This is a genomic window from Burkholderia sp. LFS061 (assembly GCF_047978125.1).
GTDB classification, from domain to species: domain Bacteria; phylum Pseudomonadota; class Gammaproteobacteria; order Burkholderiales; family Burkholderiaceae; genus Burkholderia; species Burkholderia pyrrocinia_C.
Genome location: NZ_JBFPFS010000032.1, coordinates 51,838 through 78,406 on the forward strand (window position 1 = coordinate 51,838; position 26,569 = coordinate 78,406).

The 26,569-nt window shown below is 66.4% G+C and carries 26 protein-coding genes; 19 read left to right on the forward strand and 7 right to left on the reverse strand.

Annotation, left to right across the window (positions count from 1 at the left end; all coding sequences use genetic code 11):
• Positions 1-52 precede the first annotated feature (52 nt).
• Positions 53-1,600, reverse strand: a complete 1,548-nt coding sequence (locus ACNQQL_RS24845) for a sensor domain-containing diguanylate cyclase (protein ID WP_347066384.1) — start codon at positions 1,598-1,600, stop codon at positions 53-55.
• 587 nt (positions 1,601-2,187) lie between these two features.
• Here ACNQQL_RS24845 and ACNQQL_RS24850 point away from each other — a divergent pair.
• From ACNQQL_RS24850 to ACNQQL_RS24865, 4 genes are all read left to right on the forward strand, one after another.
• On the forward strand, positions 2,188-3,723 hold the full coding sequence (locus ACNQQL_RS24850) for an amino acid permease (protein WP_347066386.1): 1,536 nt from the start codon (positions 2,188-2,190) through the stop codon (positions 3,721-3,723).
• 262 nt (positions 3,724-3,985) lie between these two features.
• Positions 3,986-4,231, forward strand: a complete 246-nt coding sequence (locus ACNQQL_RS24855; protein ID WP_034182147.1) for a DUF3717 domain-containing protein — start codon at positions 3,986-3,988, stop codon at positions 4,229-4,231.
• Positions 4,232-4,415: 184 nt separating this feature from the next.
• Positions 4,416-5,333, forward strand: a complete 918-nt coding sequence (locus ACNQQL_RS24860) for a LysR family transcriptional regulator (RefSeq protein ID WP_034182148.1) — start codon at positions 4,416-4,418, stop codon at positions 5,331-5,333.
• 109 nt (positions 5,334-5,442) lie between these two features.
• On the forward strand, positions 5,443-6,273 hold the full coding sequence (locus ACNQQL_RS24865; protein WP_347066389.1) for an alpha/beta hydrolase: 831 nt from the start codon (positions 5,443-5,445) through the stop codon (positions 6,271-6,273).
• Between the two features lie 37 nt (positions 6,274-6,310).
• Here the strand turns inward: ACNQQL_RS24865 and ACNQQL_RS24870 are convergent, their stop codons facing one another.
• Positions 6,311-6,661, reverse strand: coding sequence for a hypothetical protein (locus ACNQQL_RS24870; protein WP_034182150.1), 351 nt, complete (start codon positions 6,659-6,661; stop codon positions 6,311-6,313).
• Positions 6,662-6,947: 286 nt separating this feature from the next.
• Entirely contained in the window at positions 6,948-7,568 is a 621-nt protein-coding gene (locus ACNQQL_RS24875) for a helix-turn-helix domain-containing protein (protein WP_347066391.1), read from the reverse strand.
• A gap of 97 nt (positions 7,569-7,665) precedes the next feature.
• Between ACNQQL_RS24875 and ACNQQL_RS24880 the strand changes: the two genes are divergently transcribed.
• On the forward strand, positions 7,666-8,907 hold the full coding sequence (locus ACNQQL_RS24880) for a glycosyltransferase (RefSeq protein ID WP_347066393.1): 1,242 nt from the start codon (positions 7,666-7,668) through the stop codon (positions 8,905-8,907).
• Positions 8,908-8,916: 9 nt separating this feature from the next.
• On the opposite strand, the gene hutC is transcribed toward ACNQQL_RS24880, so the two are convergent.
• The 3 genes from hutC to ACNQQL_RS24895 all read right to left on the reverse strand — a co-directional run bounded on the left by hutC (position 8,917) and on the right by ACNQQL_RS24895 (position 11,399).
• Positions 8,917-9,612, reverse strand: a complete 696-nt coding sequence (gene hutC, locus ACNQQL_RS24885; RefSeq protein WP_011548284.1) for a histidine utilization repressor — start codon at positions 9,610-9,612, stop codon at positions 8,917-8,919.
• A 182-nt stretch (positions 9,613-9,794) separates the two neighbouring features.
• Complete coding sequence (locus ACNQQL_RS24890; protein ID WP_347066395.1) at positions 9,795-10,922, reverse strand: porin; 1,128 nt, start codon at positions 10,920-10,922, stop codon at positions 9,795-9,797.
• Positions 10,923-11,084: 162 nt separating this feature from the next.
• A complete protein-coding gene (locus tag ACNQQL_RS24895) occupies positions 11,085-11,399 on the reverse strand; it encodes a hypothetical protein (protein WP_347066397.1) in 315 nt (104 codons plus the stop codon).
• 337 nt (positions 11,400-11,736) lie between these two features.
• Here ACNQQL_RS24895 and kdpF point away from each other — a divergent pair, with 337 nt between their 5' ends.
• The 13 genes from kdpF (at position 11,737) to ACNQQL_RS24960 (ending at position 24,066) form a co-directional block, all read left to right on the forward strand.
• The gene (gene kdpF, locus ACNQQL_RS24900; protein WP_063778223.1) at positions 11,737-11,817 is read left to right on the forward strand and encodes a K(+)-transporting ATPase subunit F; all 81 of its coding nucleotides are present in this window, start codon (positions 11,737-11,739) and stop codon (positions 11,815-11,817) included.
• A gap of 138 nt (positions 11,818-11,955) precedes the next feature.
• Complete coding sequence (gene kdpA / locus ACNQQL_RS24905; protein ID WP_347066399.1) at positions 11,956-13,659, forward strand: potassium-transporting ATPase subunit KdpA; 1,704 nt, start codon at positions 11,956-11,958, stop codon at positions 13,657-13,659.
• Between the two features lie 10 nt (positions 13,660-13,669).
• Entirely contained in the window at positions 13,670-14,380 is a 711-nt protein-coding gene (gene kdpC, locus ACNQQL_RS24910; RefSeq protein ID WP_347066401.1) for a K(+)-transporting ATPase subunit C, read from the forward strand.
• A 47-nt stretch (positions 14,381-14,427) separates the two neighbouring features.
• Positions 14,428-16,476, forward strand: coding sequence for a potassium-transporting ATPase subunit KdpB (gene kdpB / locus ACNQQL_RS24915; RefSeq protein WP_239483298.1), 2,049 nt, complete (start codon positions 14,428-14,430; stop codon positions 16,474-16,476).
• A gap of 80 nt (positions 16,477-16,556) precedes the next feature.
• Positions 16,557-18,236 carry a DUF4118 domain-containing protein gene (locus ACNQQL_RS24920; protein ID WP_347066403.1) on the forward strand — a complete coding sequence of 560 codons (1,680 nt, stop codon included), beginning with the start codon at positions 16,557-16,559 and terminating at the stop codon, positions 18,234-18,236.
• Positions 18,233-18,955, forward strand: a complete 723-nt coding sequence (locus ACNQQL_RS24925; RefSeq protein ID WP_034182158.1) for a response regulator — start codon at positions 18,233-18,235, stop codon at positions 18,953-18,955. Before ACNQQL_RS24920 ends, ACNQQL_RS24925 begins: the two co-directional genes overlap by 4 nt.
• A gap of 308 nt (positions 18,956-19,263) precedes the next feature.
• The gene (locus tag ACNQQL_RS24930; RefSeq protein WP_347066405.1) at positions 19,264-20,037 is read left to right on the forward strand and encodes an ABC transporter substrate-binding protein; all 774 of its coding nucleotides are present in this window, start codon (positions 19,264-19,266) and stop codon (positions 20,035-20,037) included.
• A 175-nt stretch (positions 20,038-20,212) separates the two neighbouring features.
• Positions 20,213-20,902, forward strand: coding sequence for an ABC transporter permease (locus tag ACNQQL_RS24935; RefSeq protein WP_174420146.1), 690 nt, complete (start codon positions 20,213-20,215; stop codon positions 20,900-20,902).
• A complete protein-coding gene (locus ACNQQL_RS24940) occupies positions 20,899-21,612 on the forward strand; it encodes an ABC transporter permease (protein ID WP_347066407.1) in 714 nt (237 codons plus the stop codon). The genes ACNQQL_RS24935 and ACNQQL_RS24940 overlap by 4 nt, the downstream gene beginning before the upstream one ends.
• 24 nt (positions 21,613-21,636) lie before the next feature.
• Complete coding sequence (locus ACNQQL_RS24945) at positions 21,637-22,404, forward strand: ABC transporter ATP-binding protein (protein WP_034182162.1); 768 nt, start codon at positions 21,637-21,639, stop codon at positions 22,402-22,404.
• 213 nt (positions 22,405-22,617) lie between these two features.
• Entirely contained in the window at positions 22,618-23,052 is a 435-nt protein-coding gene (locus ACNQQL_RS24950; RefSeq protein ID WP_072439159.1) for a cupin domain-containing protein, read from the forward strand.
• 343 nt (positions 23,053-23,395) lie between these two features.
• Complete coding sequence (locus ACNQQL_RS24955) at positions 23,396-23,533, forward strand: HHHH-motif protein (RefSeq protein ID WP_177318382.1); 138 nt, start codon at positions 23,396-23,398, stop codon at positions 23,531-23,533.
• Positions 23,534-23,595: 62 nt separating this feature from the next.
• The gene (locus tag ACNQQL_RS24960) at positions 23,596-24,066 is read left to right on the forward strand and encodes a hypothetical protein (protein WP_347066410.1); all 471 of its coding nucleotides are present in this window, start codon (positions 23,596-23,598) and stop codon (positions 24,064-24,066) included.
• Between the two features lie 139 nt (positions 24,067-24,205).
• On the opposite strand, the gene ACNQQL_RS24965 is transcribed toward ACNQQL_RS24960, so the two are convergent.
• Positions 24,206-25,543 (reverse strand): polyhydroxyalkanoate depolymerase, encoded by a 1,338-nt coding sequence (locus ACNQQL_RS24965; RefSeq protein WP_347066412.1) that lies wholly within the window; start codon positions 25,541-25,543, stop codon positions 24,206-24,208.
• Positions 25,544-25,832: 289 nt separating this feature from the next.
• Here ACNQQL_RS24965 and ACNQQL_RS24970 point away from each other — a divergent pair, with 289 nt between their 5' ends.
• Complete coding sequence (locus ACNQQL_RS24970; RefSeq protein WP_072439166.1) at positions 25,833-26,495, forward strand: glutathione S-transferase family protein; 663 nt, start codon at positions 25,833-25,835, stop codon at positions 26,493-26,495.
• Positions 26,496-26,569: the final 74 nt, after the last annotated feature.

Genomic DNA, 26,569 nt, shown 5'->3' on the forward strand with positions numbered 1-26,569 from the left:
ACGGCGCGGCTGTCCGGCGTGGCCGGCTGCCGCATCGTGTCGCGACGACACGTCACGCCATGTCACGCCATGCGTCGGCCGCGCTTGGCTGCGCGCCCGACACGCGGTTGCGTCCGCCGGACTTCGCGCGGTACAGCGCCTCGTCGGCGCGCCGCAGCAGCGTTGCGGCGTTCGCGCGGCCGTCGGCGGCGGTCGCCGTGCCGATGCTCGCGGTGACGCGCCCGTACGGGCTCTTCACGTGCTCGATGCCGAGCTCCGCGATCGCGCGCCGGATGCCTTCGGCGACGGTTGCCGCGCCATGCGCGTCGGTGTCGGGCAGCGTGACGACGAATTCCTCGCCGCCGTAGCGCGCGACGTGGTCGCCGTCGCGGCGTAGGCAGCGCGACGCGGATTGCGCGACGCGGCGCAGCACGTCGTCGCCGGCCGGGTGGCCGTAGTAGTCGTTGAACGCCTTGAAGTGATCGACGTCGACGAACAGCACGGACAGCGGGCGGCCGCTGCGCGACGCACGCTGCGCCTCCTTCGCGAGCACCGTGTCGAACGTGCCGCGGTTGTCGAGGCCCGTCAGCGAATCGGTGTGCGCGAGCCGGTACAGCTTCGATTCGGCGATCTGCCGGCGTTTCAGTTCGCGCGACAGCGCCAGCGAGCCCCACGCGATGAACCCGGTGAACAGGAACATCAGTACGATGGTCCAGATCGCGCGGTGGTGCCATGGCGCGTAGACGTCGAGCTCGGCCGGCGCGACGTCTACGATCAGCGGCAGGCCGGGCAGATGCTTGTAAACATAGATGCGCCGCACGCCGTCGATGCTGCCGATGCCCGACAGCACGCCTTCGCGGCGGCGCAGCGCCTCGATGAACAGTGGCGAATCGTGCAGGTCGAGGCCGACCACGCGCGCGTCGTAAGGCAGGCGGCTCACGAGCATGCCGTTGAGCTCGGCGATTGCCGCGCTGCCGTGCTTGCCGACCGCGAGGCCGTCGAGCAGCGCGCGGAAGTAGTCGATGCTGAGCGTGCCGACGACCACGCCGCCGAACGTGCCGTCGGACAGCGTGATCCGGCGGCTGAGCGCGATCGTCAGTGCGCCGCCGCGCAGCCGGGACGCGTAGGGCCGGCTGATGTAGAGGCCCTGCGCGAGCCCGTTGCGGTGCACGGTGAAATAGTCGCGGTCCGCATAGTTGCCTTGCCGCGCGGGCGACACGCTCGAATCGATCACGATATTGCCGTGCGTATCCATCACGAAAAGCGACCCGAGATACGCGCCGGTAGCGGCGCGGTCGAACAGCAGCCGGTGGCGCTGGCGCGGTGGCAATGTCATCAGTTCCGGATCGGCCAAGCCGTCGACGACGTTTTGCAGCGACAAATCGTAGAGTTCGATATTGCGCGCGATATCGCGTTCGATCAGCAGCATCAGGTTGCGTGCATTTTCGACCGCGTGCTCATACGCGTCGCGTCGCGCCTCGATTAAAAGCGACGTCGAAAGTCCCCAACTGAACATCAGCAGGACGATGCCAGCGACGAGCACGCCGCGGGGCGACAGAATGCGTGCCACGATCGACGCGGTATGGCGGCGCAGCGTGGCGGGCAGCGGGAGTGACTTCATCCTCGGGGGGCGGGGGCGGTGGATACTCGCGTTGTCGACGGTTCCGCGCGCTGATTATTTCGAATTAACCCGCATTATCTCGCGAATTCCTGCAATTCGTGTGTGCATGCAAAACATGCATGCGGAAACAGCGATTCGAAACGATTACGCATCATTACTGCATGGCGCGCGGGCGATTTGATTTGAATCAATTATCAGTATCGGTCGTTTTGTCTGATTAATGGTGCGACGCCCGGTCGATTTTTCGTATCGGCGCGGTATTTGGCGGATCAAGACAGGATTACCCGCTTATCGGGCGGAATGAAAAGCCGAATAACCCCGGGATACCCATGGTTTTCGCGACGGCAGGCGGCTGCGGTTGCGCCGGTGCAGCCAACTCCTTGATTCTGCGAAATCTCTGCGGCCGCGGCGGGCGTGTGCGCCTGAGCTCCCTCCATGGCGAATCAGGTAGAATCCGCGCTTCGCCGCAGGCGCCCGCCGCGCAACGCGTATCGGGGCCGCATCGAATGCATCGCAGGACGCGTACCGCGCTCCGATTCCGCATGCGCCGGCTACGGATGCCGGCCCGCTCAACGTTCGTCTCGTTTATGTCCGCAATTCCGAAATCCGACCAACCCGGTTCGTCCGCGAACCCACCCAAGCTTCATCGCGCGCTGAAGGCGCGCCACCTGACGATGATCGCCATCGGCGGCTCGATCGGCACGGGCCTGTTCGTCGCGTCCGGCGCGTCGATCTCGCAGGCCGGCCCCGGCGGCGCGATGGTCGCGTACATGCTGATCGGCCTGATGGTCTATTTCCTGATGACGAGCCTCGGCGAGATGGCCGCGTTCATGCCCGTGTCGGGTTCGTTCGCGACCTACGGCGCGAAATACGTGGACGAAGGCTTCGGCTTCGCGCTCGGCTGGAACTACTGGTACAACTGGGCCGTGACGATCGCGGTGGAGCTCGTCGCCGCGCAGCTCGTGATGCACTACTGGTTTCCGGACGTGCCGGGCGTGTGGTGGAGCGCGGCCTTCCTCGCCGTGATGTTCCTGCTCAACGCGCTCACCGTGCGCGGTTTCGGCGAGGCCGAATACTGGTTCGCGCTGATCAAGGTCGTCACCGTGGTCGCGTTCATCGGCGTCGGCCTGCTGATGATCTTCGGCATTCTGAAAGGCGCGCCGAGCAACGGCTGGGGCAACCTGACGATCGGCGACGCGCCGTTCGCGGGCGGCCTGCCGGCGCTGATGGGCGTCGCGATGATCGCGGGCTTCTCGTTCCAGGGCACCGAGCTGATCGGCGTCGCGGCCGGCGAATCGGAGCACCCGCGCACGACGATCCCGCGCGCGGTGAAGCAGATCTTCTGGCGGATCCTGCTGTTCTACGTGTTCGCGATCTTCGTGATCGGCGTGCTGATTCCGTACACCGACCCGAACCTGCTGAAGACGGACGTGACCGACATCGGCGTGAGTCCGTTTACGCTTGTGTTCCGCCACGCGGGCCTCGCGTTCGCGGCCGGCGTGATGAACGCGGTGATCCTGACGGCCGTGCTGTCGGCCGGCAACTCGGGCATGTACGCGTCGACGCGGATGCTCTACAACCTCGCGACCGAAGGCCGCGCGCCGAAGGTGTTCGCGAAGCTGTCGCCGGGCGGCGTGCCGCGCAATGCGCTGTATGCGACGACGGCCGTCGGCGCGTTGTGCTTCTTTACGTCGCTGTACGGCGACAAGACGGTGTACCTGTGGCTGCTGAACACGTCGGGGATGACGGGCTTCATCGCCTGGCTCGGCATCGCGGTCAGCCACTACCGGTTCCGCAAGGGCTACGTGAAGCAGGGTTATGCACTCGACCAGCTGCCGTACCAGTCGAAGTGGTTCCCGTTCGGCCCGCTGTTCGCGTTCGTGCTGTGCCTCGTGATCGCGCTCGGGCAGGACTATCAGGCGTTCCTCGCGAACAAGATCGACTGGGCCGGCGTGACCGCCACCTATGTCGGCATTCCGCTGTTCGTCGTCGTGTGGCTCGGTTTCCGGCTCCTGAACAAGAGCCGCTTCGTGCGCTACGAAGACATGGAGATCGCGCCGTGGATCGCCGCGAGCCGCGGCGCGCAGCCGCAGCCGGTGGCGAATCGCGAAACCGCGGGCTGACGCGGGCGCGGCAGGCGGCCGCGCGACATGCGATGAAACGGGAAGCCTCGCGCTTCCCGTTTTTTTTGCCCGGCTTTTGCCTGCACGGGGTCAAAGCCGGTTATATTGCCCGACCCTACCGGGCCACGGCCCGGCCGTCGCGACACGCGCAGCGCGGATCGGCATCCGGCGCGCATGGCGCGCGGCGGCCGGCGGCGCCCGGCGTTTTCATCGTTCCATCCGGGCCGGCACGGCCCGCGGAGCGCGCAACCCAGAGGAATCCATGAGCGCATCACCCGCCGAGCGGAAGGCCGGACCCGTTTCCATCGTGCGAATCGAAGCCGCGATCAACGCGTGGCGCGAAGTGTACCCGCCGGCACCGGACGGCGAGGACGGCTACGCGCTCGACGCCGGCAGCAATTGTCTCGCCGAGCTGTACGGCACGATGATCTGCTATCGGCTGCCGGACGTGCCGCTCGACTCGCTGAGCAACGAGCAGCGCGACGCGCTCTACGCGACCGAGGTGTGACGGGCGGTCGCGACGCTGCCGCGACACGGCCGGCGTCGATCGGGAAACGGGAAGCCTGAAGGCTTCCCGTTTTGCTTTGGGCGGCGCGTGGCCGTGTGCGTGGAGGTTTGCGCCGCCTGCGGTATCGTGACGACATCGTCCGGCCGTGGTTTGACGTCGGGGCGCTGTCCGGGAGGCATCGAAAATGGAGTTGAGACACCTCCGCTACTTCGTCGCGGTCGCCGAGGAGCGGAATTTCACGCGTGCGGCGGAACGGCTGCATATCGCGCAGCCGCCGCTGAGCCGGCAGATCCAGCAGCTCGAGGAGGCGCTCGGCGTGCCGCTGTTCGAGCGCAATGCACGGCCGCTGAAACTGACCGACGCGGGGCGCTTCTTCTATTCGCACGCGGTGCAGCTGCTCGCGCAGACGGCCGAGCTCGAATCGATGACGAAGCGGGTCGGCAAGATCGAGCGCAGCATGTCGGTCGGGTTCGTCGGCTCGACGCTGTACGGGATGCTGCCGAAGATCATCCGGCGCTTTCGCAGCGAGTATCCGGCCGTCGAGCTGAGCCTGCACGAGATGTCGACGATGGACCAGATCAAGGCGCTGAAGGAAGGGCGCATCGACGTCGGGTTCGGGCGCATCCGCCATGAAGATCCAAGCGTGCGCCGCGTCGTGCTGCGCGAAGAGCGGATGATCGTCGCGCTGCCGGTCGGCCACCCGCTCGACAGCGCGAAGCCCGTGCTGTCGCTGCACGATCTCGTGAACGACACGCTGATCATCTTCCCGAAGGCGCCGCGGCCGAGCTATGCGGACCAGGTGCTCGCGGCCTTTCACGATCGAGCGCTGCAGCCGCGGCGGATCTACGAGACGCGCGAACTGCAGATCGCGCTCGGCCTCGTCGCGATGGGCGAGGGCGTGTCGGTCGTGCCGCACAGCGTGTACGGGCTGAAGCGCGACGACATCAGCTACAAGCCGCTCGACGATCCGAACCTCGTGTCGCCGATCATCATGAGCATGCGGATGCTCGACGAATCGGAGGACATCCGCGCGATGCAGGCGCTGATCTACCGGCTGTACGACGAAGCGCAGATGGAGTATCTGCCGCCGCAGCCCGAATGAGCGCGCGGGCGGTGGGGGCTTGCTTGACGCTGCGCGCGCGGGCAGGCCAACATGCGGGGATCCGATGGGGCCGCCGACGTGCGGCCGCTTTCATGCAGACGACCGACACATGACCGATAGCCTGATCGAGGAGACAATCGTCGAGACGCCGCAAGGGCGTCTTTTCGCGAAACGCTGGCGCGCTCGTCCGGTGCAAGATGAGATGGGCACGTCCGGGGCGGCCGCGCCCAAGTCGGCCGCGCCGATCATACTGCTGCACGATTCGCTCGGCTGTGTCGACCTGTGGCGCGACTTTCCCGTGCACCTCGCGAACGCCACGCAACGCGACGTGATCGCATACGACCGCCTCGGCTTCGGCCGTTCGGATCGTCATCCGGGGCAGCTCGGCACGACGTTCGTGCGCGACGAGGCCAATCATGCGTTCGCTGCGGTGCTCGAGCAACTGCGTGTCGACACGTTCGTCGCGTTCGGGCACAGCGTCGGCGGCGGGATGGCGGTCGGCTGCGCGGCCGCACATCCGGATCGTTGCCGCGCGCTCGTGACGGTTGCCGCGCAGGCGTTCGTCGAGGATCGCACGCTGGCCGGCATTCGCGACGCGGCGCTGCAGTTCGACGAGCCGGGCCAGCTCGACCGGCTCGCGCGCTATCACGGCGACAAGGCCGAGTGGGTGCTGCGCGCGTGGGTCGATACGTGGCTGTCGCCGGCGTTTCGCGACTGGAATCTCGACGACGACTTGCCGCGCGTGCAATGCGCGACGCTCGCGATTCACGGCGAAGACGACGAATACGGCTCCGACGTGCATCCGAAGCGGATCGCCGCGCGCGTCGCGGGGCCGTCGTCGTTCCTGTTGCTCGCCAAATGCGGGCACATGCCGCACCGCGAGCGCACGGACGACGTGCTGGCCGCGGTGGCGACGTTCCTGCGCGACGCGGGCGCCTGAGCGCCCGGGCAACCGGCGGGCGTGTGCCCGCCGGCCGTCAGAACGCCAGCTGGATCGCGAGGTCGATTGCGAGCAGCGCGATCGAGCAGCCGATGCCCAGGATCACGTTCGGCAGCCGGTGCTCGAAGTCGCGATCGCGGCGCATCGCGGCGCCGAGCAGGAAGATCGCCTCGACGACGATCTGCAGCCCGACGAACAGCAGCATCAGCAGATACTCGTAACCCATCTGCTTGAACGCGGCGAATTGCATCCCGTGATCGCGGATCCACTGGCCGACGCGCAGCAGTTCGTAAATGAACAGCAAGGCGGGAAACAGGTAGCTGATGAAATAGGTCGGCGCGGTGGCGTGCCGTAGTTCGAGGTGGAAGTGCTGATGCGTGGTAGCCATCACGAATCCCTCCTTGCAACGCATGGTTGCGGTCGCGACGGCGGCGCGACAACGTGCGAACCACGGGATTACCCGATGCACCGTGCGCAGCCGTACGACATCAGCATACTGCTGCGCGGCAGATTTGGCATGTGGTGCGTGCATTCGTCGTGAAAAACCGTATGCGCCGCGCGACGCATTCAACGTGCGGCACTCGCCGGATGCGGGAGGTCGGCCGGTTGCGTGGCGCCCGATGCATTCGGCAGCAACCACTCCGGATGCTGTTCCGGATCGCGGGCCAATGCGCTCAGCTTTTCGCTTGCGCGCCTTCAATAAACAACTTCGCGACCGACTGAAACTCCCGTTTCAGCGACAGCCCCGGCACCGTCAGCCAGCGCAGCATCGCCGCGAGATACAGGTGATGGAACCACGTCGCGAGCTGGTCGGCTCGCAGCGTTGCGTTCAGTTCGCCGGATTGCTGCCCCGCGGCGATCAGTTGCCGCCACACCAGCGCGATATCGCTGCCGTTCTCCCCGCTGTTTTCCGGATCGACCGTACCGATGCTCAGGAAGCGGTGCCGCAGATACGCGAGCAGGTACACCGGATGCTGCTCGCACCACGCGGCTGACGCGTCGAGCACGCAGCCGATGCGCGACGCAAAGGTCTTGCGCCGCGCGACGTCGTGCTGCAGATGCGCGAGGTCGCGCGCGAGCTCGCCTTCGAGCCAGTGCGCGAGCACGGCTTCCTTCGTCGGAAAGTGGTTGTACAGCGTGCGCTTCGCGACATCGGCCTGCGCGGCGATCTGTTCCATCGTGACGGCTTCGTAGCCGTGCGCATCGAACAGGCGCGCGCCGGTGGCGGCGAGATGCGCGAGCATCTGGATGCGCTTGCGCGCGCGGCGGCCCGGATCTTCGGTCGGAATCGGCATGATGGGGGGATCTGCTGAAAGTGCATGAATTACATTAGTATACGACGTGCATTTTTTGAGATCCACCAGTTCCCGTCGATGGAACGAGGAGTCACGCATGAAGCTTGTCATCGCCACCTACGGCACCGAAGGCGATACGCGCCCGCTCGCGGCGCTCGGCCGCGCGCTGATGGATGCCGGCCACGATGTCCGGCTGCTGGCCGATGCCGCGACGCTCGGTTCGGCCGACGCGCTCGGCCTGCCGTCGGCGCCGTTGTCCGGCGATATCCGCCGCGCGATTGCGCCGGACGGCGCGTTGTCGGACGCGGTGCGCGGGCGCGGCGGGTTCAACGACACGTCGAAGGCGCTCGCGGCGATCGCGAATGCGAACACGGCCGCATGGATGCGCGAAGTCGCGGACGCGTCGGCCGGTTGCGATGCGATCCTCGTGTCGGGGCTCGCTTCGTTCGTCGGGTTGTCGGTCGCCGAATATCGCCGCGTGCCGGCGATCGGCACCGGGATGATCCCGATCACGCCGACCGCCGAATTCGCGTCGCCGTTCCTGCCGTCGGGCAAGCTGCCGAACTGGCTGAACCGCGCGAGCCACCGGTTCGTCAATGCGTTGCTTTGGCAGGCGTTCAGGAAGGCAACGAATGCGGCGCGCGCAAGCGTGTGCGGGCTGCCGCCGCGCAAGCAGGTATGGACCGATCATCCGATGCTGTACGGCGTATCGCCGGCGCTGCTGTCCGGCCCGGCCGACTGGCCGTCGCAGGTGCTTGCATGCGGGCAATGGCGTATCGATGCGCGCGCATGGGCGCCGCCGTCTGAACTATCGGCATTTCTCGAAGAGGGCGATCCGCCGGTATACATCGGCTTCGGCAGCATGGCCGGTTTCGACCGGGTTGCGATGGCCAACGCGCTGGCGCGTGCGCTCGACGGCCGCCGCGCGCTGTTCTATCCGGGCTGGAGCGGCATCGATGCGTCGCTGCTGCCGGCGCATGTACGCGTGATCGGCGATACGCCGCATGACTGGCTGCTCCCGCGCGTGTCGATGGCGATTCATCACGGCGGATCGGGCACCACGCATTCGGCCGCGCGGGCAGGCATTCCGTCGGTCGTCGTGCCGTTCGCGGGCGATCAGTTCTTTTGGGCGAACCGGTTGCAGCGGCTCGGCGTGGCGGATGCGCCGGTCGCGTGGCGGCGCGTGAGCGCGGCCGCGCTTGCGCGGGCGATGGCGTTTGCCGAACGCGGCGACACGAAGGCGCGAGCAACGGCACTCGGTGTGCGTATTGCTCAGGAGGACGGCTTGAAGCTTGCGGTCAGCGCGCTCGAGCGATGGGCGCGCCCCGGCGCGCGGTGAGGCCGCGCGTCAGAAATGCCCGGTGAACCGGTAACGGCTGCCCGGGTGCCACAGATTGGCGACCGACGCGACCAACCCTTGCGACCACGTGCGCCGATGCAGCAGCAGGCACGGTTCGCGGTCGTCCATCGTCAGATGGCGGCGCGTTTCGGCGTCGGGCATCGCGGCCTCGATCCGGTATTCCACACGCTGCAACGGCGCGACGCGCGTCAGGTACTGGTTCGGCGTTGTCGTCGTGAAGTCCTGCAATGCGTATTCGGGCGCGCAGGCCGGATTGACCCAGCGCTCCTCGAGCTGCACGGGCGTGTCGTTCTCGAAGTGCAGCACGCGCGAATGGAAGATCGGGCTGCCGGTATCGAGCTGCAGCTCGTCGGCGAGCTTCGCATCGGCGACGGCCGCGCCGACCTGCAGCACCTGCGCGCGATAGCCGTGGCCGCGCGCGGCGACTTCGTCGGAGATGCTGCGGATCGCGACGAGCGTCGATTCGTACTTCGGCGATGCGACATACGTGCCCGAGCCGCGCGTGCGCGTGAGCACCTGTTCGGCCGTCAGCTCGCGCAGCGCGCGGTTGACGGTCATCCGCGCGACGTTGAATTCGCGCGCGAGCTCGTTCTCCGACGGCACCTGGTCGCCTTCCGCCCATTCGCCGGCATGAATGCGCGCGAGGATGAAGTCCTTGATTTCCTGATAGATCGGTGTGGTCATGGGATCGCGATTCGAGAGTCGGCAGCGGCCCGCCGCCGAATGCCGATCCGGCGCGCGCCCGGCGCCGAGTGTACCGGTTTCGCGGGCGCGCGGGCCCGGATTCCCCGAATGATCCCTGTTCGGCCGGCGCGCGTCCATGCGGGATTGCACAGGGCGACCGGCCTTCGATGGCCTGCGCGCGGTCAGAACCGATGCCGGATGCCGACCGTCGCGACCACCTGCGTGTTCGTCGACGAAGCCGCGAGCCCGGTGACGTTCGCGAACCCGAGCGGCGCGCCCGACGGCACGCCGAACTGGTGCTGGTACACGGTTTCCGCATACACGTCGGTGCGCTTGCTCAGCGCGTAGTCGGCCATCAGCGTCACCTGGTGCCATTTCGGCCGGTGGCTGCCGGCCGCGTCGTCGTAGCGGCCTTCGGTGAACGTATAGGCGCCCGCGAACGAGACCGCCGGCGTCAGCGCATAGCGCGCATTGATCTCGTAGTTGTCGAAGCGCAGCGCGTTCAGCGCGCCGGGCAGCGACGACGCCGCCGTTTCGTCGAACATCGAATGCGTCCACAGCGCGCCGACCGTCAGCCGGTCGAACGCATAGCTGCCGCCGGCGCCCACTACGCGCTGGCGCACGGCCGGAAAGTTCGGGCCATCGTTCGTCGACAGCGCACCGCCCGCCGTCAGCCCGCCGCGGTTGAGCTGCAGGTACGCGGCGCCGAGACTGACCGGCCCGTTCGCATACGACACGCCCGCACTGTACGCGCGATTGTTCGCGAAGCCGCCGGCCGCGTTGCTGAACCCGTACAGGCCACCAAACTGCCAGCCGGCGAGCGTCGGGCTCGTGTATTTCACCGCGTTGTCGATATAGAACGAATCGTCGATGTTGTCGTTGTCGAACGGATGCGACGCGAGGTTGTTGCCGTCGCCGTTGTTCGCCATTGCCAGCGGGCCGAGATAGTCGACCACGGAGTCGTATTGCCGTCCGAGCGTCAGCGCGCCGTATTGGTCGCTTTGCAGGCCGACGTACGCACGGCGGCCGAACATCGTGTTCCGGAAGGACTGCGTGCCGTTGTTCAGGTTGAAGCCGCTCTCGAGGCGGAACAGCGCGTGCAGGCCGCCGCCGAGATCCTCGTTGCCGTTCAGCCCGAAGACCGTATTCGACAGCAGGCCGCTGCCTTGCTGCCACACGCTTTTGCCCGACTGGTTGTTCGTATAGGCGATACCGGCATCCAGCATCCCGTAAAGCGTGACGCTGCTTTGCGCATGCGCGGCGGCGCCGAATAACGCGAGGGAGAGGGTACCGACGACTGCTTTCTTCATTGTTTTTGCTTCCTGGGAAAGGCCCGTAACGACGGGAACGGCGATTCGTCGCGCGCGCCGGCGCGAACGCGTTCGGTTCGTGTAGAACCGCGCCCGTTCGTGCCGGATGCGTGCGTTCGAATCGATGAAAGGGAGGCGTCGCGCGGCCGAAACGGCTGCCGGCTAGTGCTGCAACAGGCGGATCGTGCCGAACTCGGCGGCCGGCAGCAGGCGGAGGATCGCCATGATCGCCGGCGATGCCTGCGACCGCGCCACTTCGAGCTCGATGCACGCGCGTCCGGTGCGCTTGTCGATCGCAGCCGTATAGAAATTGAGCGCGGCGCCGACAGCCTGATGCAGCAGGCGCCGTACGACGGCGAGATTGTCCGATTCGACGTGGATCGACAGCAGCACGAGTTCGTCCGCGGGGCACCGGCGCCGCGAACGAACGGGCGGCAGCTCGCGTGAAGCAGCGGTTTCGGTTCTGGTCGGTTTCATGCGTTCATCCCCGGGTCGCATCGTGCTCCGCACCGCGGAGATCTCGTGTGGACATGGCTCTCATTCTAGGAATCGCCGTGACGATACGGTGTATAGACTCGCACCGGCGCTGAAAAGAACATATAAAAAACATCGCGACCGGCGGCTTTCGTCTTTACAGCTTTTTTATTCCCCGTAAGGAAATTGAACACCGCTTTGATACGCGGATTTCTACACTGTCGCATCCCGTTCTCCAGATGAGCATGGGGGCGTCACTCGGGCCCGCGCCGATTCGGCAAGGCCCGATACGCCGACGATCGCGTGGATATTCCGCGCATACGAACAAAAGGGGAAAGCCATGTTGTGGATCACCGGCGCGTTATCGATCGCGCTCTTTATCTATCTGTTTCATGCATTGATCAAGCCCGAGCGGTATTGATCGGCACGATTCAACAGGAATTCGAAAATATCGGTGAATGTCATGAGCGATCTGCTTTTCGTACTGTTCACGCTTGCGTTTTTTGCACTGACGGCCGGTTTCATCACCGGTCTCGACCGGATCTGAGCGAGCGTCGACATGTTCAACAATCTGATTCAATTCGCGATCGTTCTCGCGATCATGCTGGCGCTGGTGCCTGTCGTCGGGAAATGGCTTGCGCACGCTTTTATGAGCCCGCGTCACGCGTGGGTCGAACGCCGCACCTATGCGCTGCTCGGCGTGAATCCCGACGAAGCGATGTCGTGGCAGCGTTACGGGATGGTGCTGCTGCTCGGCAACGCGGGGATGATGCTGCTCGGCTATCTGCTGCTGCGCATCCAGGACGCGCTGCCGTTCGATGCGCTGCAGCGCGCCGCACAAAGCCCCGACCTCGCGTTCAACACGGCCGCGTCGTTCATCACGAACACGAACTGGCAGGCGTATGCGGGCGAGAGCAGCCTGTCGAACTTCTCGCAGATGGCCGTCATCACGTTCCTGATGATGGTCAGCGCCGCGACCGGCATCGCGGCCGCGGGCGGCTTTATCCGCGGGCTGAGCCGCAAGAGCGCGGCCGACATCGGCAACTACTGGGTCGATTTCACGCGCGTGACCTACCGCGTGCTGCTGCCGCTCAGCTTCGCGATGGCGCTCGTGTATGTGTGGCAGGGCATGCCGCAGACGCTCGCGTCCGACACGTGGGCGACCACACTCGAAGGCACGCGCCAGCAGATCGTGATGGGGCCCGTTGCGAGCCTCGAATCGATCAAGCACATCGGCACGAACGGCGGCGGCTTCTTCAGCATGAACGCCGCGCATCCGTTCGAGAACCCGACGCCGCTCACCAACACGCTGCACATGTTGTCGATGCTGCTGATTCCGTCCGCGCTGACCTATACGCTCGGCACGATGATCGGCCGGCGCCGCCAGGGCTGGGTGATCCTCGGTGCGTTCGTCGTGATGTTCGTCGGTTTCCTCGCCGTGATCTACCAGGCCGAGCAGCACGGCAATCCGCTGCTGACCGGGCTCGGCGTCGATCAGCAGATGAGTGCCGTGCAGCCGGGCGGCAACATGGAAGGCAAGGAGATGCGCTTCGGCATCGCGCAGACGAGCCTGTTCGCGACCGTCACGACGGCCGCGACCACCGGCTCGGTCGACGCGATGCACGACTCGCTGACGCCGCTCGGCGGGCTCGTGCCGATCGCGCAGATGATGCTGAACAACGTGTTCGGCGGCGACGGCGTCGGGCTGATCAACCTGTTCACGTTCGCGATCCTCACGGTGTTCCTCGTCGGGATGATGATCGGGCGCACGCCGGAGTTTCTCGGCAAGAAGATCGAGGCGCGCGAGATGAAGCTCGTGATGCTCGCGGTGCTCGCGCATCCGTTCAGCATCCTCGGCTTCACCGCGGTGGCCGCGATGCTGCATTCGACGCTGGACAGCCTCGCGAACCTCGGCCCGCACGGCTTCAGCGAAGTGCTGTACGCGTACACGTCGGGCACGGCGAACAACGGCTCCGCGTTCGCGGGCCTGAACGCGAACACGCCGTTCTTCAACACGACGATCGGCTTCGCGATGTTGATCGGCCGCTACCTGACGCTGCTGCCGATGCTTGCGGTCGCGGGCAGCCTCGCCGCGAAGAAAAGCGTGCCCGAAAGCGCCGGCACGCTGTCGACGTCGACGGGCCTGTTCGCCGGCCTGCTGATCTTCGTGATCCTCGTCGTCGGCGGTCTCACGTTCCTGCCCGCGCTCGCGCTCGGCCCGGTCGTCGAGCATCTGCTGATGTCGGGCGGCCAACTGTTCTGAAGGAAACATCATGATGCAACGCAATCGCCAGGCAGCGGCCGTCGCCGCGCCGGCACCCGGTTCTTCGTTCGGCGCGGCGACGCGCGGCCTCGTGCGGCCCGTGATCGCATCGTCGGTGCTGTTCATGCTCGTCACGGGCATCGCGTATCCGCTGCTGACCACGGGCGTCGCGAACGTGCTGTTCCCGGCGCAGGCACGCGGCAGTCTCGTCCAGCGTGACGGCACGACGATCGGTTCGGCGGTGATCGGGCAACACTTCACGCGCGCCGGCTACTTTCATTCGCGGCCGAGCGCGACGGTCGGCACCGATCCGGCCGATCCGTCGAAGACGGTCGACCAGCCGTACAACGCGGCCGGCAGCGGCGCGAGCAACCAGGGCGCGACCAGCAAGAAGCTGCTCGCGGATATCGCGCAGCGCGTGCGTGCGTACCGGCAGCAGAACGCTCTCGCCGACGGCACGCTGGTGCCGGCGGACGCCGTCACCGCGTCCGCGTCGGGGCTCGATCCGGAGATCTCGGTCGCGAACGCGCGGCTGCAGGCGGTGCGGGTCGCCCATGCGCGCGGCATCGATGCCGCGAAGGTCACGGCGCTGGTCGATCGCATCGCCGCACCGCGCCAGCTCGGCGTGCTCGGCGAACCGCGCGTGCGCGTGCTCGACCTGAATCTCGCGCTCGACCGCGCATTCGGCTACGCAGCCGGCGCGCAGAAAGAGCAGGAATAACGGAGTCACTCATGTCCCATATCGAAACCCCGATCAACCCCGCGGCCATGCCGATCGGCGGCGTGCCGCCGATGCGCTGGACCGCCGTGCTGCGCGAGGCGTTCCGCAAGCTCGCGCCGCAGGTGCAGTTGAAGAACCCGGTGATGTTCGTCGTCTATCTCGGCAGCATCGTCACGACCGCGCTGTGGCTGCAGGCGCTGACCGGCACCGGCGATGCGCCGGCCGGCTTCATCTTCGCGGTCGCGTGCTGGCTGTGGTTCACCGTGCTGTTCGCGAACGCGGCCGAGGCGCTGGCCGAAGGGCGCGGCAAAGCACAGGCCGACGCGCTGCGCGCGGCGCGCAAGCGCGTGTACGCGAAGGTGCTCGACGAACCGAAGCAATACGGCAGTACCAGCCATCGCGTGCCGAGCGACGAGCTTGCCGCTGGCAGCATCGTGCTCGTCGAGGCCGGCGACACGATTCCGGCCGACGGCGAAGTGATCGACGGCGTCGCGTCGGTCGACGAATCGGCAATTACCGGCGAATCGGCGCCGGTGATCCGCGAGTCGGGCGGCGATTTCTCGTCGGTGACGGGCGGCACGCGCGTGCTGTCCGACTGGATCGTCGTGAAGATCACCGCGCAACCCGGCGAAGCGTTTCTCGACCGGATGATCGCGATGGTCGAAGGCGCGAAACGCGGCAAGACGCCGAACGAGATCGCGCTGACGATCCTGCTCGTCGCGCTGACGATCATCTTCCTGCTCGTGTGCGTGACGCTGCTGCCGTTCTCGCAATTCAGCGTGCTGCTGAACGCGTCGGGCGCGGCCGTGAGCCTGACCGTGCTGATCGCGCTGCTCGTTTGCCTGATCCCGACGACGATCGGCGCGTTGCTGTCGGCGATCGGCATCGCGGGGATGAGCCGCATGATGCGCGCGAACGTGCTCGCGACATCGGGCCGCGCGATCGAGGCGGCCGGCGACGTCGACGTGCTGCTGCTCGACAAGACCGGCACGATCACGCTCGGCAACCGCGAGGCCGTGCAGTTTCGGCCGGCGCCCGGCGTGGACGAGCGTGCGCTGGCCGAGGCCGCGCAACTGTCGTCGCTGGCCGACGAGACGCCCGAAGGGCGCTCGATCGTCGCGCTCGCGAAGCGGCGCTTCTCGCTGGAGGTGGCCGCGAGCGACGGCAGCATCGCGGTGCCGTTCAGCGCACGCACGCGGATGAGCGGCCTCGATATCGGCGAGCGGCAGGTGCGCAAGGGTGCGGCGTCCGCGATCCGCGCGCACGTCGATGCGCTCGGCGGCGCGTTTCCGCACGCGGTCGAGGCGGCCGTCAACGACATCGCGCGGCGCGGCGGCACGCCGCTCGTCGTCGCCGACGGCTTGCGCGTGCTTGGCACGATCGAGCTGAAGGACATCGTCAAGCACGGGATCGCCGCGCGCTTCGCCGAGCTGCGCAAGGTCGGCGTGAAGACCGTGATGATCACCGGCGACAACCGGCTGACCGCGGCCGCGATCGCGGCGGAGGCCGGCGTCGACGATTACCTTGCCGAAGCCACGCCCGAGGACAAGCTTCGGCTGATCCGCGAGCACCAGGCGAAGGGCCACCTCGTCGCGATGACGGGCGACGGCACCAACGACGCACCCGCGCTCGCGCAGGCCGACGTGGCCGTCGCGATGCACAGCGGCACGCAGGCGGCGAAGGAGGCGGCCAACATGGTCGACCTCGACAGCAACCCGACGAAGCTGATGCAGGTGGTCGAAGTCGGCAAGCAGATGATCATGACGCGCGGCGCGCTGACCACGTTCAGCGTCGCCAACGATCTCGCGAAGTATTTCGCGATCATCCCGGCCGCGTTCGTCGCGACGTATCCGGCGCTCGGCGCGCTGAACGTGATGGGGCTGCACAGCCCGACGTCGGCGATCCTGTCGGCGGTGATCTTCAATGCGCTGATCATCGTCGCGCTGATTCCGCTCGCGCTGAGGGGCGTGAAGTATCGCGCGGAGCCGGCCGGGACGCTGCTGGGGCGCAACCTGCTGATCTACGGCGTGGGCGGCATCATCGCGCCGTTCATCGGCATCAAGCTGATCGACATGCTGCTGACGCCGTTTATCTGACCGAACGCGCCGTCGCGGCCCCGCTCACGCCGTCGCGGCGTGCGCGGGGCCGTTCGGCGTTTCAATTGCCGGAAGCGATCATGGATGTGAACGTGAACGAAGCGAATCGACGGGAGAGGGTACTGCCGGAACCCGCGTCAGGCCGCGACCGCTGGCGGCTCTTGCTGCGCGCGTGCGCGGGCATCGCCGAGCGCATCGCGGGCGCCGGGCCCGACACGCGGCCGACGCTCGCCGTGCGCGAAGCGCACCCGCGCGCGCACGTATGGATGTCGCAGTACGCGGCGCCGCTGCTGTGGGCGACGCTCGTCTGCGCGCTGGCGACGCTCGCGGCGAGCGCGCTGCTGCGCGTGTTCGACCTGTCGAACGTCGTGATGCTGTTCCTGATGACCGTCGTGCTGATCGCGCTGCGGCTCGGCCGGCTGGCCGGCGCGTGGGCCGCGTTCGTCTGCGTCGGCTGCTTCGACTTCTTCTTCGTCGAGCCGCGGCTATCGTTCGCGGTGTCCGATACGCAATACGTGTTCACGTTCGCGTTGATGCTGGCCGTCGCGCTCGCGATCGGCCAGCTCGCGGCGCGCCTGCGCGCGGAGGCCCGCGCCGCGCGCGCGAACGAGAAACGCTCGGCGGCGCTCGCGCGCGTCGCGCACGATCTGTCGGCCGCGATCGGGACCGAGCAGATCGCATCGATCTGCACCGGCACGATCGCGTCGCTGCTCGGCGTGCGCGTCGCGCTCGTGCTGCCCGACGAGAATGACCGGCTGATGCCGACGCAACACGCAGGGCTCGTCGAAACGCCAATCGCGCGCTGGGCATACGAGCAGGCGCGCGGTGCCGGGTGCGGGATGGCGCCGTTCGAGCGCGCGGCCGCGCAGTACCTGCCGCTGAAGGCGCCGATGCGCGTGCGCGGCGTGCTCGTGCTGTTCGGCGACGCGCAGCCGGTGCCGACGGACCCCGACGATCGCCGCCTGATCGACGCGTTGTGCTCGTCGATCGCGATGGCGCTCGAACGCGTGCACTACGTCGACGTCGCGCAGCACACGCTCGTCCGGATCGAAGGCGAGCGGTTGCGCAACGCGTTGCTGGCCGCCGTGTCGCACGACCTGAAGACGCCGCTCACCGCAATCCGCGGACTCGCCGAGACGCTGGAGCGGCCGGAACGTCTGGCGGACGGGCAGCCGGCCGCGCTCGCGCACGGCATCCGCAACCAGGCCGAGGCGCTGCACGGGCTCGTCGTGAACCTGCTCGATCTTGCGCGCATGCAGAGCGAAGGCGTGCGGCTCAATCGCGAGTGGCACATGCTCGACGAGATCGTCGGCAGCGCGCTCGCGCATTCGGCCGGCGTGCTGGCCGGCCGCGACGTGAGCGCAGACTTGCCCGTCGACCTGCCGCTGATCGACGTCGACGCGCTGCTGATCGAGCGCGTGCTGATGAACCTGCTCGACAACGCCGCGAAGTACGCGGGCGCTGATGCGGCCGTGTCGGTGCGCGCGCGCGTGTTCGGCGAGACGCTGTACGTGTTCGTCGAGGACGACGGGCCCGGTTTCGTCGCACGCAACACCGAGCCGCTGTTCGAACCGTTCGAGCGCGAACGCAAGGAGTCGTCGATCAGCGGCGTGGGGCTTGGGCTCGCACTGTGCCGCAGCATCGTCAACGCGCACGGCGGTTCGATCCGCGCGGTGCCGCTCGATCCGCACGGCGCGCGGTTCGAGATTCGCCTGCCGTTGGGCGCGCCGCCCGACATCGAACACGAGAGCCGGACATGATCAGATCGCGCGTACTTATCGTCGAAGACGAATCCGATATCCGCCGCTTCGTCAGGATGGCGCTGGAACAGGAAGGGCTCGACGCATGCGAGGCGTCGACGGCCCGTGAGGCGCGGATGTATGCGTCGAGCAGCAAGCCCGATCTCGTGATCGTCGATCTCGGGCTGCCGGACGGCGACGGCAAGGCGTTCATCCGCGAGCTGCGCGAGTGGTCGACGGTGCCCGTGATCGTGCTGTCGGCGCGGCAGCAGGAAGTGGAGAAGGTCGCGGCGCTCGACGCGGGCGCGGACGACTACCTCGCGAAGCCGTTCGGCGTGCCCGAACTGCTTGCGCGGGCGCGTGCGCTGTTGCGGCGCGCGGCGTTCGTGTCGGCGGACGGGCAAGCGTCGTCGATCGTGCGGTTCGGCGACGTGACCGTCGATCTCGGCCGGCATGAAGTCGTGCGCGGCGGCGAGCCCGTCCATCTGACGCGCCTCGAATTCCGGCTGCTCGCCGCGCTGATTCGCGCGCGCGGCGGCGTGATCGCCGCGCGGCAACTGCTGGCCGAGGTGTGGGGCATTCACGACGCGGACCGCGCGCACTACGTGCGCGTGTACATGACGAACCTGCGGCAGAAACTCGAACCGGTGCCGGCGAGGCCGCGGCACCTGCTGACGGAACTGCAGTTCGGCTACCGGCTGGTCGGACTGGAAACGGTCGGCGCGACCCGCGAGGTCTAGACAGGTGTTGCGTGCCTTCCGACCGCTCCCTTACGTATCGAGAAAGCCGGAATTCAGCATCGCGTAATCCATAATTAATTGAAATTTAAGGGAATTACAGGGCGGCTATCATAATCGTCCGACAATTAGAGATAAACACGGATTGCTGGCGAAGCCCTCGAAAAGGCAAAGTTGTATGTACAACTTGGAGCGTCGCCTGGCAGGGTGATTTCCGGGTTGGAAGGGTTCACGGCGGTGTCGCCGTGCCGGCAGCGCCGGTGCGGGCTGTCCGCCGGGACCCTGCCCAGTTCGCCTCTGACAGGAACGCCATGAAGAAACTCGCGCTCAGTATTGCCCTTGCCTGCATCGCGGTCGGTGCCCACGCCAAGGATTGGTCGACGATCCGGTTCGGCGTCGACGCCAGCTATCCGCCGTTCGAATCGAAGGACGCAAGCGGCAAGGTGGTCGGCTTCGACGTCGATCTCGGCAACGAGATTTGCGCCCGCCTGAAGGCGAAATGCGTGTGGATCGAGAACGACTTCGACGGGATGATCCCGGCGCTGAAGGCGAAGAAATTCGACGGTGTGCTGTCGTCGATGTCGATGACGCCGGCGCGTGCCGAGCAGATCGCGTTCTCCGACAAGCTGTTCAACACGCCGACGCGCCTCGTCGCGAAGAAGGGCGCGAACCTGCAGCCGACGGCCGAATCGCTGAAGGGCAAGTCGGTCGGCGTCGAGCAGGGCACCATTCAGGAAACCTACGCGAAGACTTACTGGGCGCCGAAGGGCGTGCAGGTCGTGCCTTACCAGAACCAGGACGGCGTGTACCAGGATCTGATGTCCGGCCGCCTCGACGCGGCGCTGCAGGACGCGGTGCAGGCCGATATCGGCTTCCTGAAGACACCGCGCGGCGCGAACTTCGATTTCGCCGGCAAGGATATCGACGATCCGAAGACGCTCGGCAACGGCGCGGGCATCGGCCTGCGCAAGGACGATGTCGACCTGAAGGCGAAGATCGACCACGCGATCGCCGACATCATCAAGGACGGCACGTACAAGAAGCTCGAGAAGAAGTACTTCGCGTTCGACGTCTACGGCGGCTGACCGTCCATGCGGCGCGCATCGGTTACGGTGCGCGCCGCGTCTGTTACCGGGCGCCGCCCGCGTCACGGGATGCGTCGGGCTTGATGAGCAGGTTGCATCAGGTAGTGCGTAGATATCGTTTGATGCGCGGTTAATGGCTATTGACAATCCAGTCACATCGTTCTGTACCCCTTATATGATCTTCCAAGGATTTGGCCCGCTGCTGTGGGCCGGCACGGTCGAGACCGTGAAGCTCGCGGTGCTGTCGCTCGCCGCGTCGCTCGTGCTGGGGCTCGCCGGCGCGGGCGCGAAACTGTCGACCAACCGCGTGCTCAAGTCGATCGGCACTTTCTATACGACGCTGATCCGCGCGGTGCCGGACCTCGTGCTGATGCTGCTGCTGTTCTACGGGATCCAGATCCTGCTGAACAACGCGACCGACCTGATCGGCTGGGACCAGATCGACATCGATCCGTTCGTGGCCGGTGTCGTGACGCTCGGCTTCATCTACGGCGCGTATTTCACCGAGACGTTCCGCGGCGCGTTCCTCGCGGTGCCGCGCGGCCAGCTCGAAGCCGGCTTCGCGTACGGAATGGGCGGCTGGCGCGTGTTTCGCCGCATCCTGTTCCCGCAGATGATGCGCTTCGCACTGCCCGGCATCGGCAACAACTGGCAGGTGCTCGTGAAAGCCACCGCGCTCGTGTCGATCATCGGCCTCGCCGACGTGGTCAAGGCGTCGCAGGACGCGGGCAAGAGCACGCTCGATTTCTTCTTCTTCACGCTGGCCGCGGGCGCGATCTACCTCGCGATCACGACGGTGTCCAACGTCGTGCTGCATCACCTCGAGAAGCGTTATTCCGTCGGCGTCCGGAGGCTCGCACTGTGATCGAACTCGTCGGCCAATACTGGCAAAGCTATCTGTACACCGACGGCTACCGCTTCAGCGGCCTCGCGATCACGCTGTGGCTGCTGGTCGTGTCGATCGCGCTCGGCTTCGCGCTGGCCGTGCCGCTCGCGATCGTGCGCGCATCGTCGAACCGCTGGATCTCGGGCCCCGTGTGGCTCTATACGTACGTGTTCCGCGGCACGCCGCTCTACGTGCAGCTGCTGATGTGCTACACGGGCATCTATAGCCTGCAGGTCGTGCACGATCACGTGCTGCTCGACACGTTCTTCCGCAACGCGATGAACTGCACGCTGCTCGCGTTCGTGCTGAACGAATGCGCGTATGCGACGGAGATCTTCGCGGGCTCGATCAAGGCGACGTCGGCCGGCGAGATCGAGGCCGGGCAAGCCTACGGGATGTCGCGCTTCAAGCTCTATACGCGGATCATCCTGCCGTCCGCGCTGCGCCGCTCGCTGCCGAGCTACAGCAACGAGGTGATCCTGATGCTGCACGCGACCACGCTCGCGTTCACCGCGACCGTGCCCGACATCCTGAAGGTCACGCGCGACGTCAATTCGGCGACGTACATGTCGTTCCAGGCCTACGGCATCGCCGCCGTGCTGTACGCCGCCGTCGTGTTCGCGCTCATCTGGGCGTTCCGCAAGCTCGAGACGCGCTGGCTCGCGTACCTCTCGCCGCGCGGCCATTAATGCATTCGCAAGGAAGACCCAAGCATGTACAAGCTCACCGTTGACAACCTGCACAAGAAATTCGGCGACAACGAGGTGTTGAAGGGCGTGTCGATGAAGGCGAAGGCCGGCGACGTGATCAGCATCATCGGCTCGAGCGGCTCCGGCAAGAGCACGTTCCTGCGCTGCATCAACTTCCTCGAGCAGCCGTGCTCGGGGCAGATCACGATCGGCAGCGAGCCGATCCAGACCACGCGCGACCGCAACGGGGCGCTGCGCGTGGCCGACCAGAAGCAACTGCAGCGGATGCGCACGAAGCTCGCGATGGTGTTCCAGCACTTCAACCTGTGGGCGCACATGACGGTGCTCGAGAACGTGATCGAGGCGCCGATGGCGGTGCTCGGGATCGGCAAGGATGAAGCGATCGCGCGGGCGCGCAAGTATCTGGAGAAGGTCGGGCTCGCACCGCGCGTCGAGGGCATGTATCCGTCGCACCTGTCGGGCGGCCAGCAGCAGCGAGTTGCAATTGCACGCGCGCTGGCGATGGAGCCGGAAGTGATGCTGTTCGACGAGCCGACGTCGGCGCTCGATCCCGAACTGGTGGGCGAAGTGCTGAAGGTGATGCAGAAGCTCGCCGAGGAGGGCCGCACGATGGTCGTCGTCACGCACGAGATGGGCTTCGCGCGCAACGTGTCGAATCACGTGATCTTCCTGCACCAGGGGAAGATCGAGGAGGAAGGGAATCCGCAGGAGATTCTCGTGAATCCGAAGAGCGAACGGCTCGGGCAGTTTTTGTCGGGGCGGTTGAAGTAGGCAGCGTTGCGCATCGCTGGTGACATCGCCCGTGAAGCCGCAATGGCGTCTCGGGCGATGCGGAGATTGAAGTACGCTTACAGTTGCGCGAGCGCATCTGTCAAAGGCCGCCGCGCGACACGCACGAGCGGTAATCTGCACGGCTTCGCGCCGTCGCAAACTGGAACGCTAAGTGCTTGTCAGGCTTGATCCTTTCGATGAAGGAGCACCACGATGAGCACACCGACAACAACCCATTTTTCCCACGTGAAGCCGCAGGACACCGCGTATCAAGGAGAAGGCCTGCGCGACTTCTTCCTGTATCGCGATCTCGGCATCGCGGCCGCGACGAACGGCAAGGTCGTCGCGCAACTCGTCAGGGCGAATCATGCACCGACGGCGGGCACCGGCTGGCACCGTCACGAGGCCGAGTTCCATATCGTGTTCATGCTGAAGGGTTGGGCGCGCTTCATGTACGGCGAGCAGGAAACGCTGGTGTCCGCCGGCGATTGCGTGCACCAGGCACCGGGGATCGTCCACTACCTGTTCGATTACTCGCCGGACATGGAGTATCTGGAGATCGTCGGGCCCGCCGATTTCAAGTCGATCGACGTCGAAGGGCCGTGCGCCGTGCCCCCGCCGACGCCGTGGGGCGAGACGGGCGCGTAGCTGCCCGGTTTTCCGACGCGCGCGTGCACCGACCGATGCGCATCGTGCGCACGTTTGCAACGGACCGCCTTCGGGCGGTTTTTTGTTGATCCTTCCCGGAAGCCGCCGCGTGCCTCGCTGACACCAACGACCTTCATCCCCCTTCGATCCATTCATTCGAATTCCGAAGGGTCGCGAAGCTGAAGATCCGGAAAGAAAGGAAAGATATTCGTCAGCTTCGCGTGACGGATTGTTACGCGGTGTCAAAGATCGTCAATTGCGGGCTGCGCGGTGCACGGCCTGTCGGCGGCCGGCGTTAAGGAGGTACCGGCCGGATGACCGGCTGACTACCCGGGAGAGTTCCATGAAGCGCATCGCAAAGATCCTGACGGCCACCGCAGTGGCATGCGCCGTTCTCGCTCCGGCGCTTGCCGAAGCCCATTCGCACCGTGTGTGCCATTTCGATCATCACCACCATCGCATGTGCCGCTGGGTGCGGTAACCGTGGCTTTCACCGGGGATGCCCGGGACGCTTTCACCATTCAGGCAAATCAGGAGAGGACTATGAAAAAGACGATGTTGATCGCCGCGCTCGTCGCCGGCATGGGGGTGTCGATCGGTGCGTTCGCGCAGGTTCCGGCCAGCGCGCCGGCCGGAACGACCGGTTTGTGCAAGGACGGCTCGTTCTACTCGGGTGCATCGAAGAAGGGCGCATGTGCCGGCCACAAGGGTGTGAAGACCTGGTACGGCGCATCGTCGGCGGCAGCAGCCAGCGCGCCGGCCGCGATGGCGCCTGCGACGGCGGCTTCCGCTGCCGCCGCGTCCGGTGCCGCGCCCGCGAAGAGCGCCCCCGCGACGACCGCCGCCGTGGCGCCGGGCGGCGGCGCGGGCAAGGTGTGGGCCAACGACAGCACGAAGGTCTATCACTGCTCGACCGACAAGTACTACGGCAAGACGAAGCACGGCAGCTACATGTCGGAAGCGGATGCGAAGGCGAAGGGCTTCCACGCGTCGCACGGCAAGGCCTGTTCGTAACGCGGGCAGGGCGCGCGAGTTCGTTCGCTTGCGCGTCGTCTGAACGCTGCAGGAAATCACGCCCCGCCACCCCGGCGGGGCGATTCATTTGCAACGCCGGCGGTTGCGTCGCAGCACCGGTTCAGTGCGCACGATGCGATTATGTTTCGGTCGCCGTATCGTGCTCGGTTGTGCGCGCATCGAGCAGCGCACGCAACGTGACGTAGTGCGCGCCGTTCGCGCTGCCTTCCGCATCCGCGGTGCGATCGTACGGCTCGTTGTCATGGATCGTCGCGCGCACGATCGGATAGATCTGCGATTCCCAGCGACTGCCGTTGAACACGCCGTAGTGGCCCGCACCCGTCTGCACGTGGTGCGTCTTCAGATACGACGGCAACCCCGAACACAGCTCCTGCGCGGCGACCGTCTGGCCCACCGCGCAGATGTCGTCCTTCTCGCCTTCGATCGTCAGTAGCGCGGTGCGGTGAATCGCCGCCGGTTCGACGAGCCTGTCGCCCACCGTCAGTTCGCCGCGCGCGAGCGCGTATTGCTGGAATACCTTCTCGACCGTTTCCAGATAGAACTCCGCGGTGAGGTCGGCCGTCGCGAAGTATTCGTCGTAGAAATGCCGCAGCGTGTCGGCTTTCGCGGGGTCGCCTTTCGCGCGCTCGTAATACAGGTCGGCAAACGATGCCGCATGCCGGTCGGGGTTCATCGACATGAACGCGCCGACCTGCACGAAGCCCGGATACACGCACCGCTGCGAACCGACGAAGCCGGCTGGCACCACGCTGATCAGGTTCTTCGCGAACCATTCGATCGGCTGGCTCGTGGCGAGCGCGTTGACCTTCGTCGGATTCACGCGGCAGTCGATCGGGCCGGCCATCAGCGTCAGGCTCGCGGGCTGCGCCGGATCGCCGCCGGCCGCCATCAGCGCGACCGCCGCGAGCGCGGCGACGGTCGGCTGGCAGATCGCGAGCACATGCGTGTCCGGGCCGACCTGGCGGATGAAGTCGATCACGTGCGTGACGTATTCGTCGAAACCGAAGCGCCCGGCCGTCAGCGGGATGTCGCGCGGGTTGTGCCAGTCGGTGATGTACACGTCGTGGTCGGCCAGCATCGTGTGCACCGTGCCGCGCAGCAGCGTCGCGAAATGCCCGGACATCGGCGCGACGATCAGCACGCGCGGCTGGCGCGCGACCGGCAGCGCCTTGCGGAAATGCAGCAGCGTGCCGAACGGTGTGGCCGCGGCCGCTTCCTCGACGATCGGCACCGTTTCTCCGTCGACGACGATCGACGCGATTCCGAACGGCGGACGCCGGTGCGAGAACGCGCAGCATTCGAGCAGTTCGCACAGCGCGTCGAGCATGCGGCCCGTCGGTGTTGACGTAGTTGGGGGCCACAGCGACATCGTCGCGCGCGTGGTCGCAGCCCATGCGCGCGCCGGGCGCAGGCATTCGGCAGACCATTGGTAAAACGGATAGGCAAACAGGTTCATGACCGTCGCTCGTTGCGCTGCGTTGTATTGAACGAGGCAAGCCGTGTGCCAGCATGCGGCTGGCACGCACGTTGCACGTGGTCAGGGAGCGCGGCGGCTTGGGCGGCACGCCACGACCGTCGGCCGAACGCGATGCGTTGCCGCGCCGGTCGTCGCGAGCGGCGCGTGCCGCGACACGGTGCGGCGCTGCGCCAGTTCGGCGAATGCGCCGCACGCGCGTGGTGCGGGTGACGGGTGCGGCGTCCGCTTTCGGTGCAGGGGCACGAACGGCTTTCAGCAGGGGAGCGACATGGAATCAACCGGACAGACGACGCTGACCATCAGCAGCCGCAATTACTCGTCGTGGTCGATGCGCGGCTGGCTGCTCGCGAAGCTGAGCGGGCTTGCGTTCGACACCGTCAGCGTGCCGATCGATGCCGCGTCGCGCGCGGAACTGCTGCTGCTGTCGCCGTCGATTCTCGTTCCATGCCTGACGCACGACGGCAACAAAGTGTGGGATACGCTCGCGATCGCCGAATACCTGAACGAAATCCGGCCGCAGGCGCGGCTGCTGCCTGAAGACCGGCATGCGCGAGCGCATTGCCGGTCGATCTGCGGCGAGATGCATTCCGGTTTCAGCGCGTTGCGCTCCGCGCTGCCGATGAACCTGCGCGCGCATTTCCCCGGCTTCCGGATCTGGTCGCGCGCGCAGCACGACATCCAGCGGATCGTGACGATCTGGCACGAGTGTCTGGCCGCGTATGGCGGCCCCTGGCTGTTCGGCGCGGAGATCGGTATCGCCGATGCGATGTATGCGCCGGTCGTCACGCGCTTCCTGACCTACGACGTGAAGCTGGAACCGGATATCGCCGAGTACTGCATGCGTGTGCTCGCGCATCCGTTCGTCGCCGAGTGGATCGACGCGGCGAAGGCGGAGCAGGAAGACATCGACGAACTCGACATGGAGTTTTGATGCGCGCGATCGCGGCGTGCTTTCAATTGCACTACACGCGCAAGCAGCGAAATTGGATTCTCGATGCAGCTGCG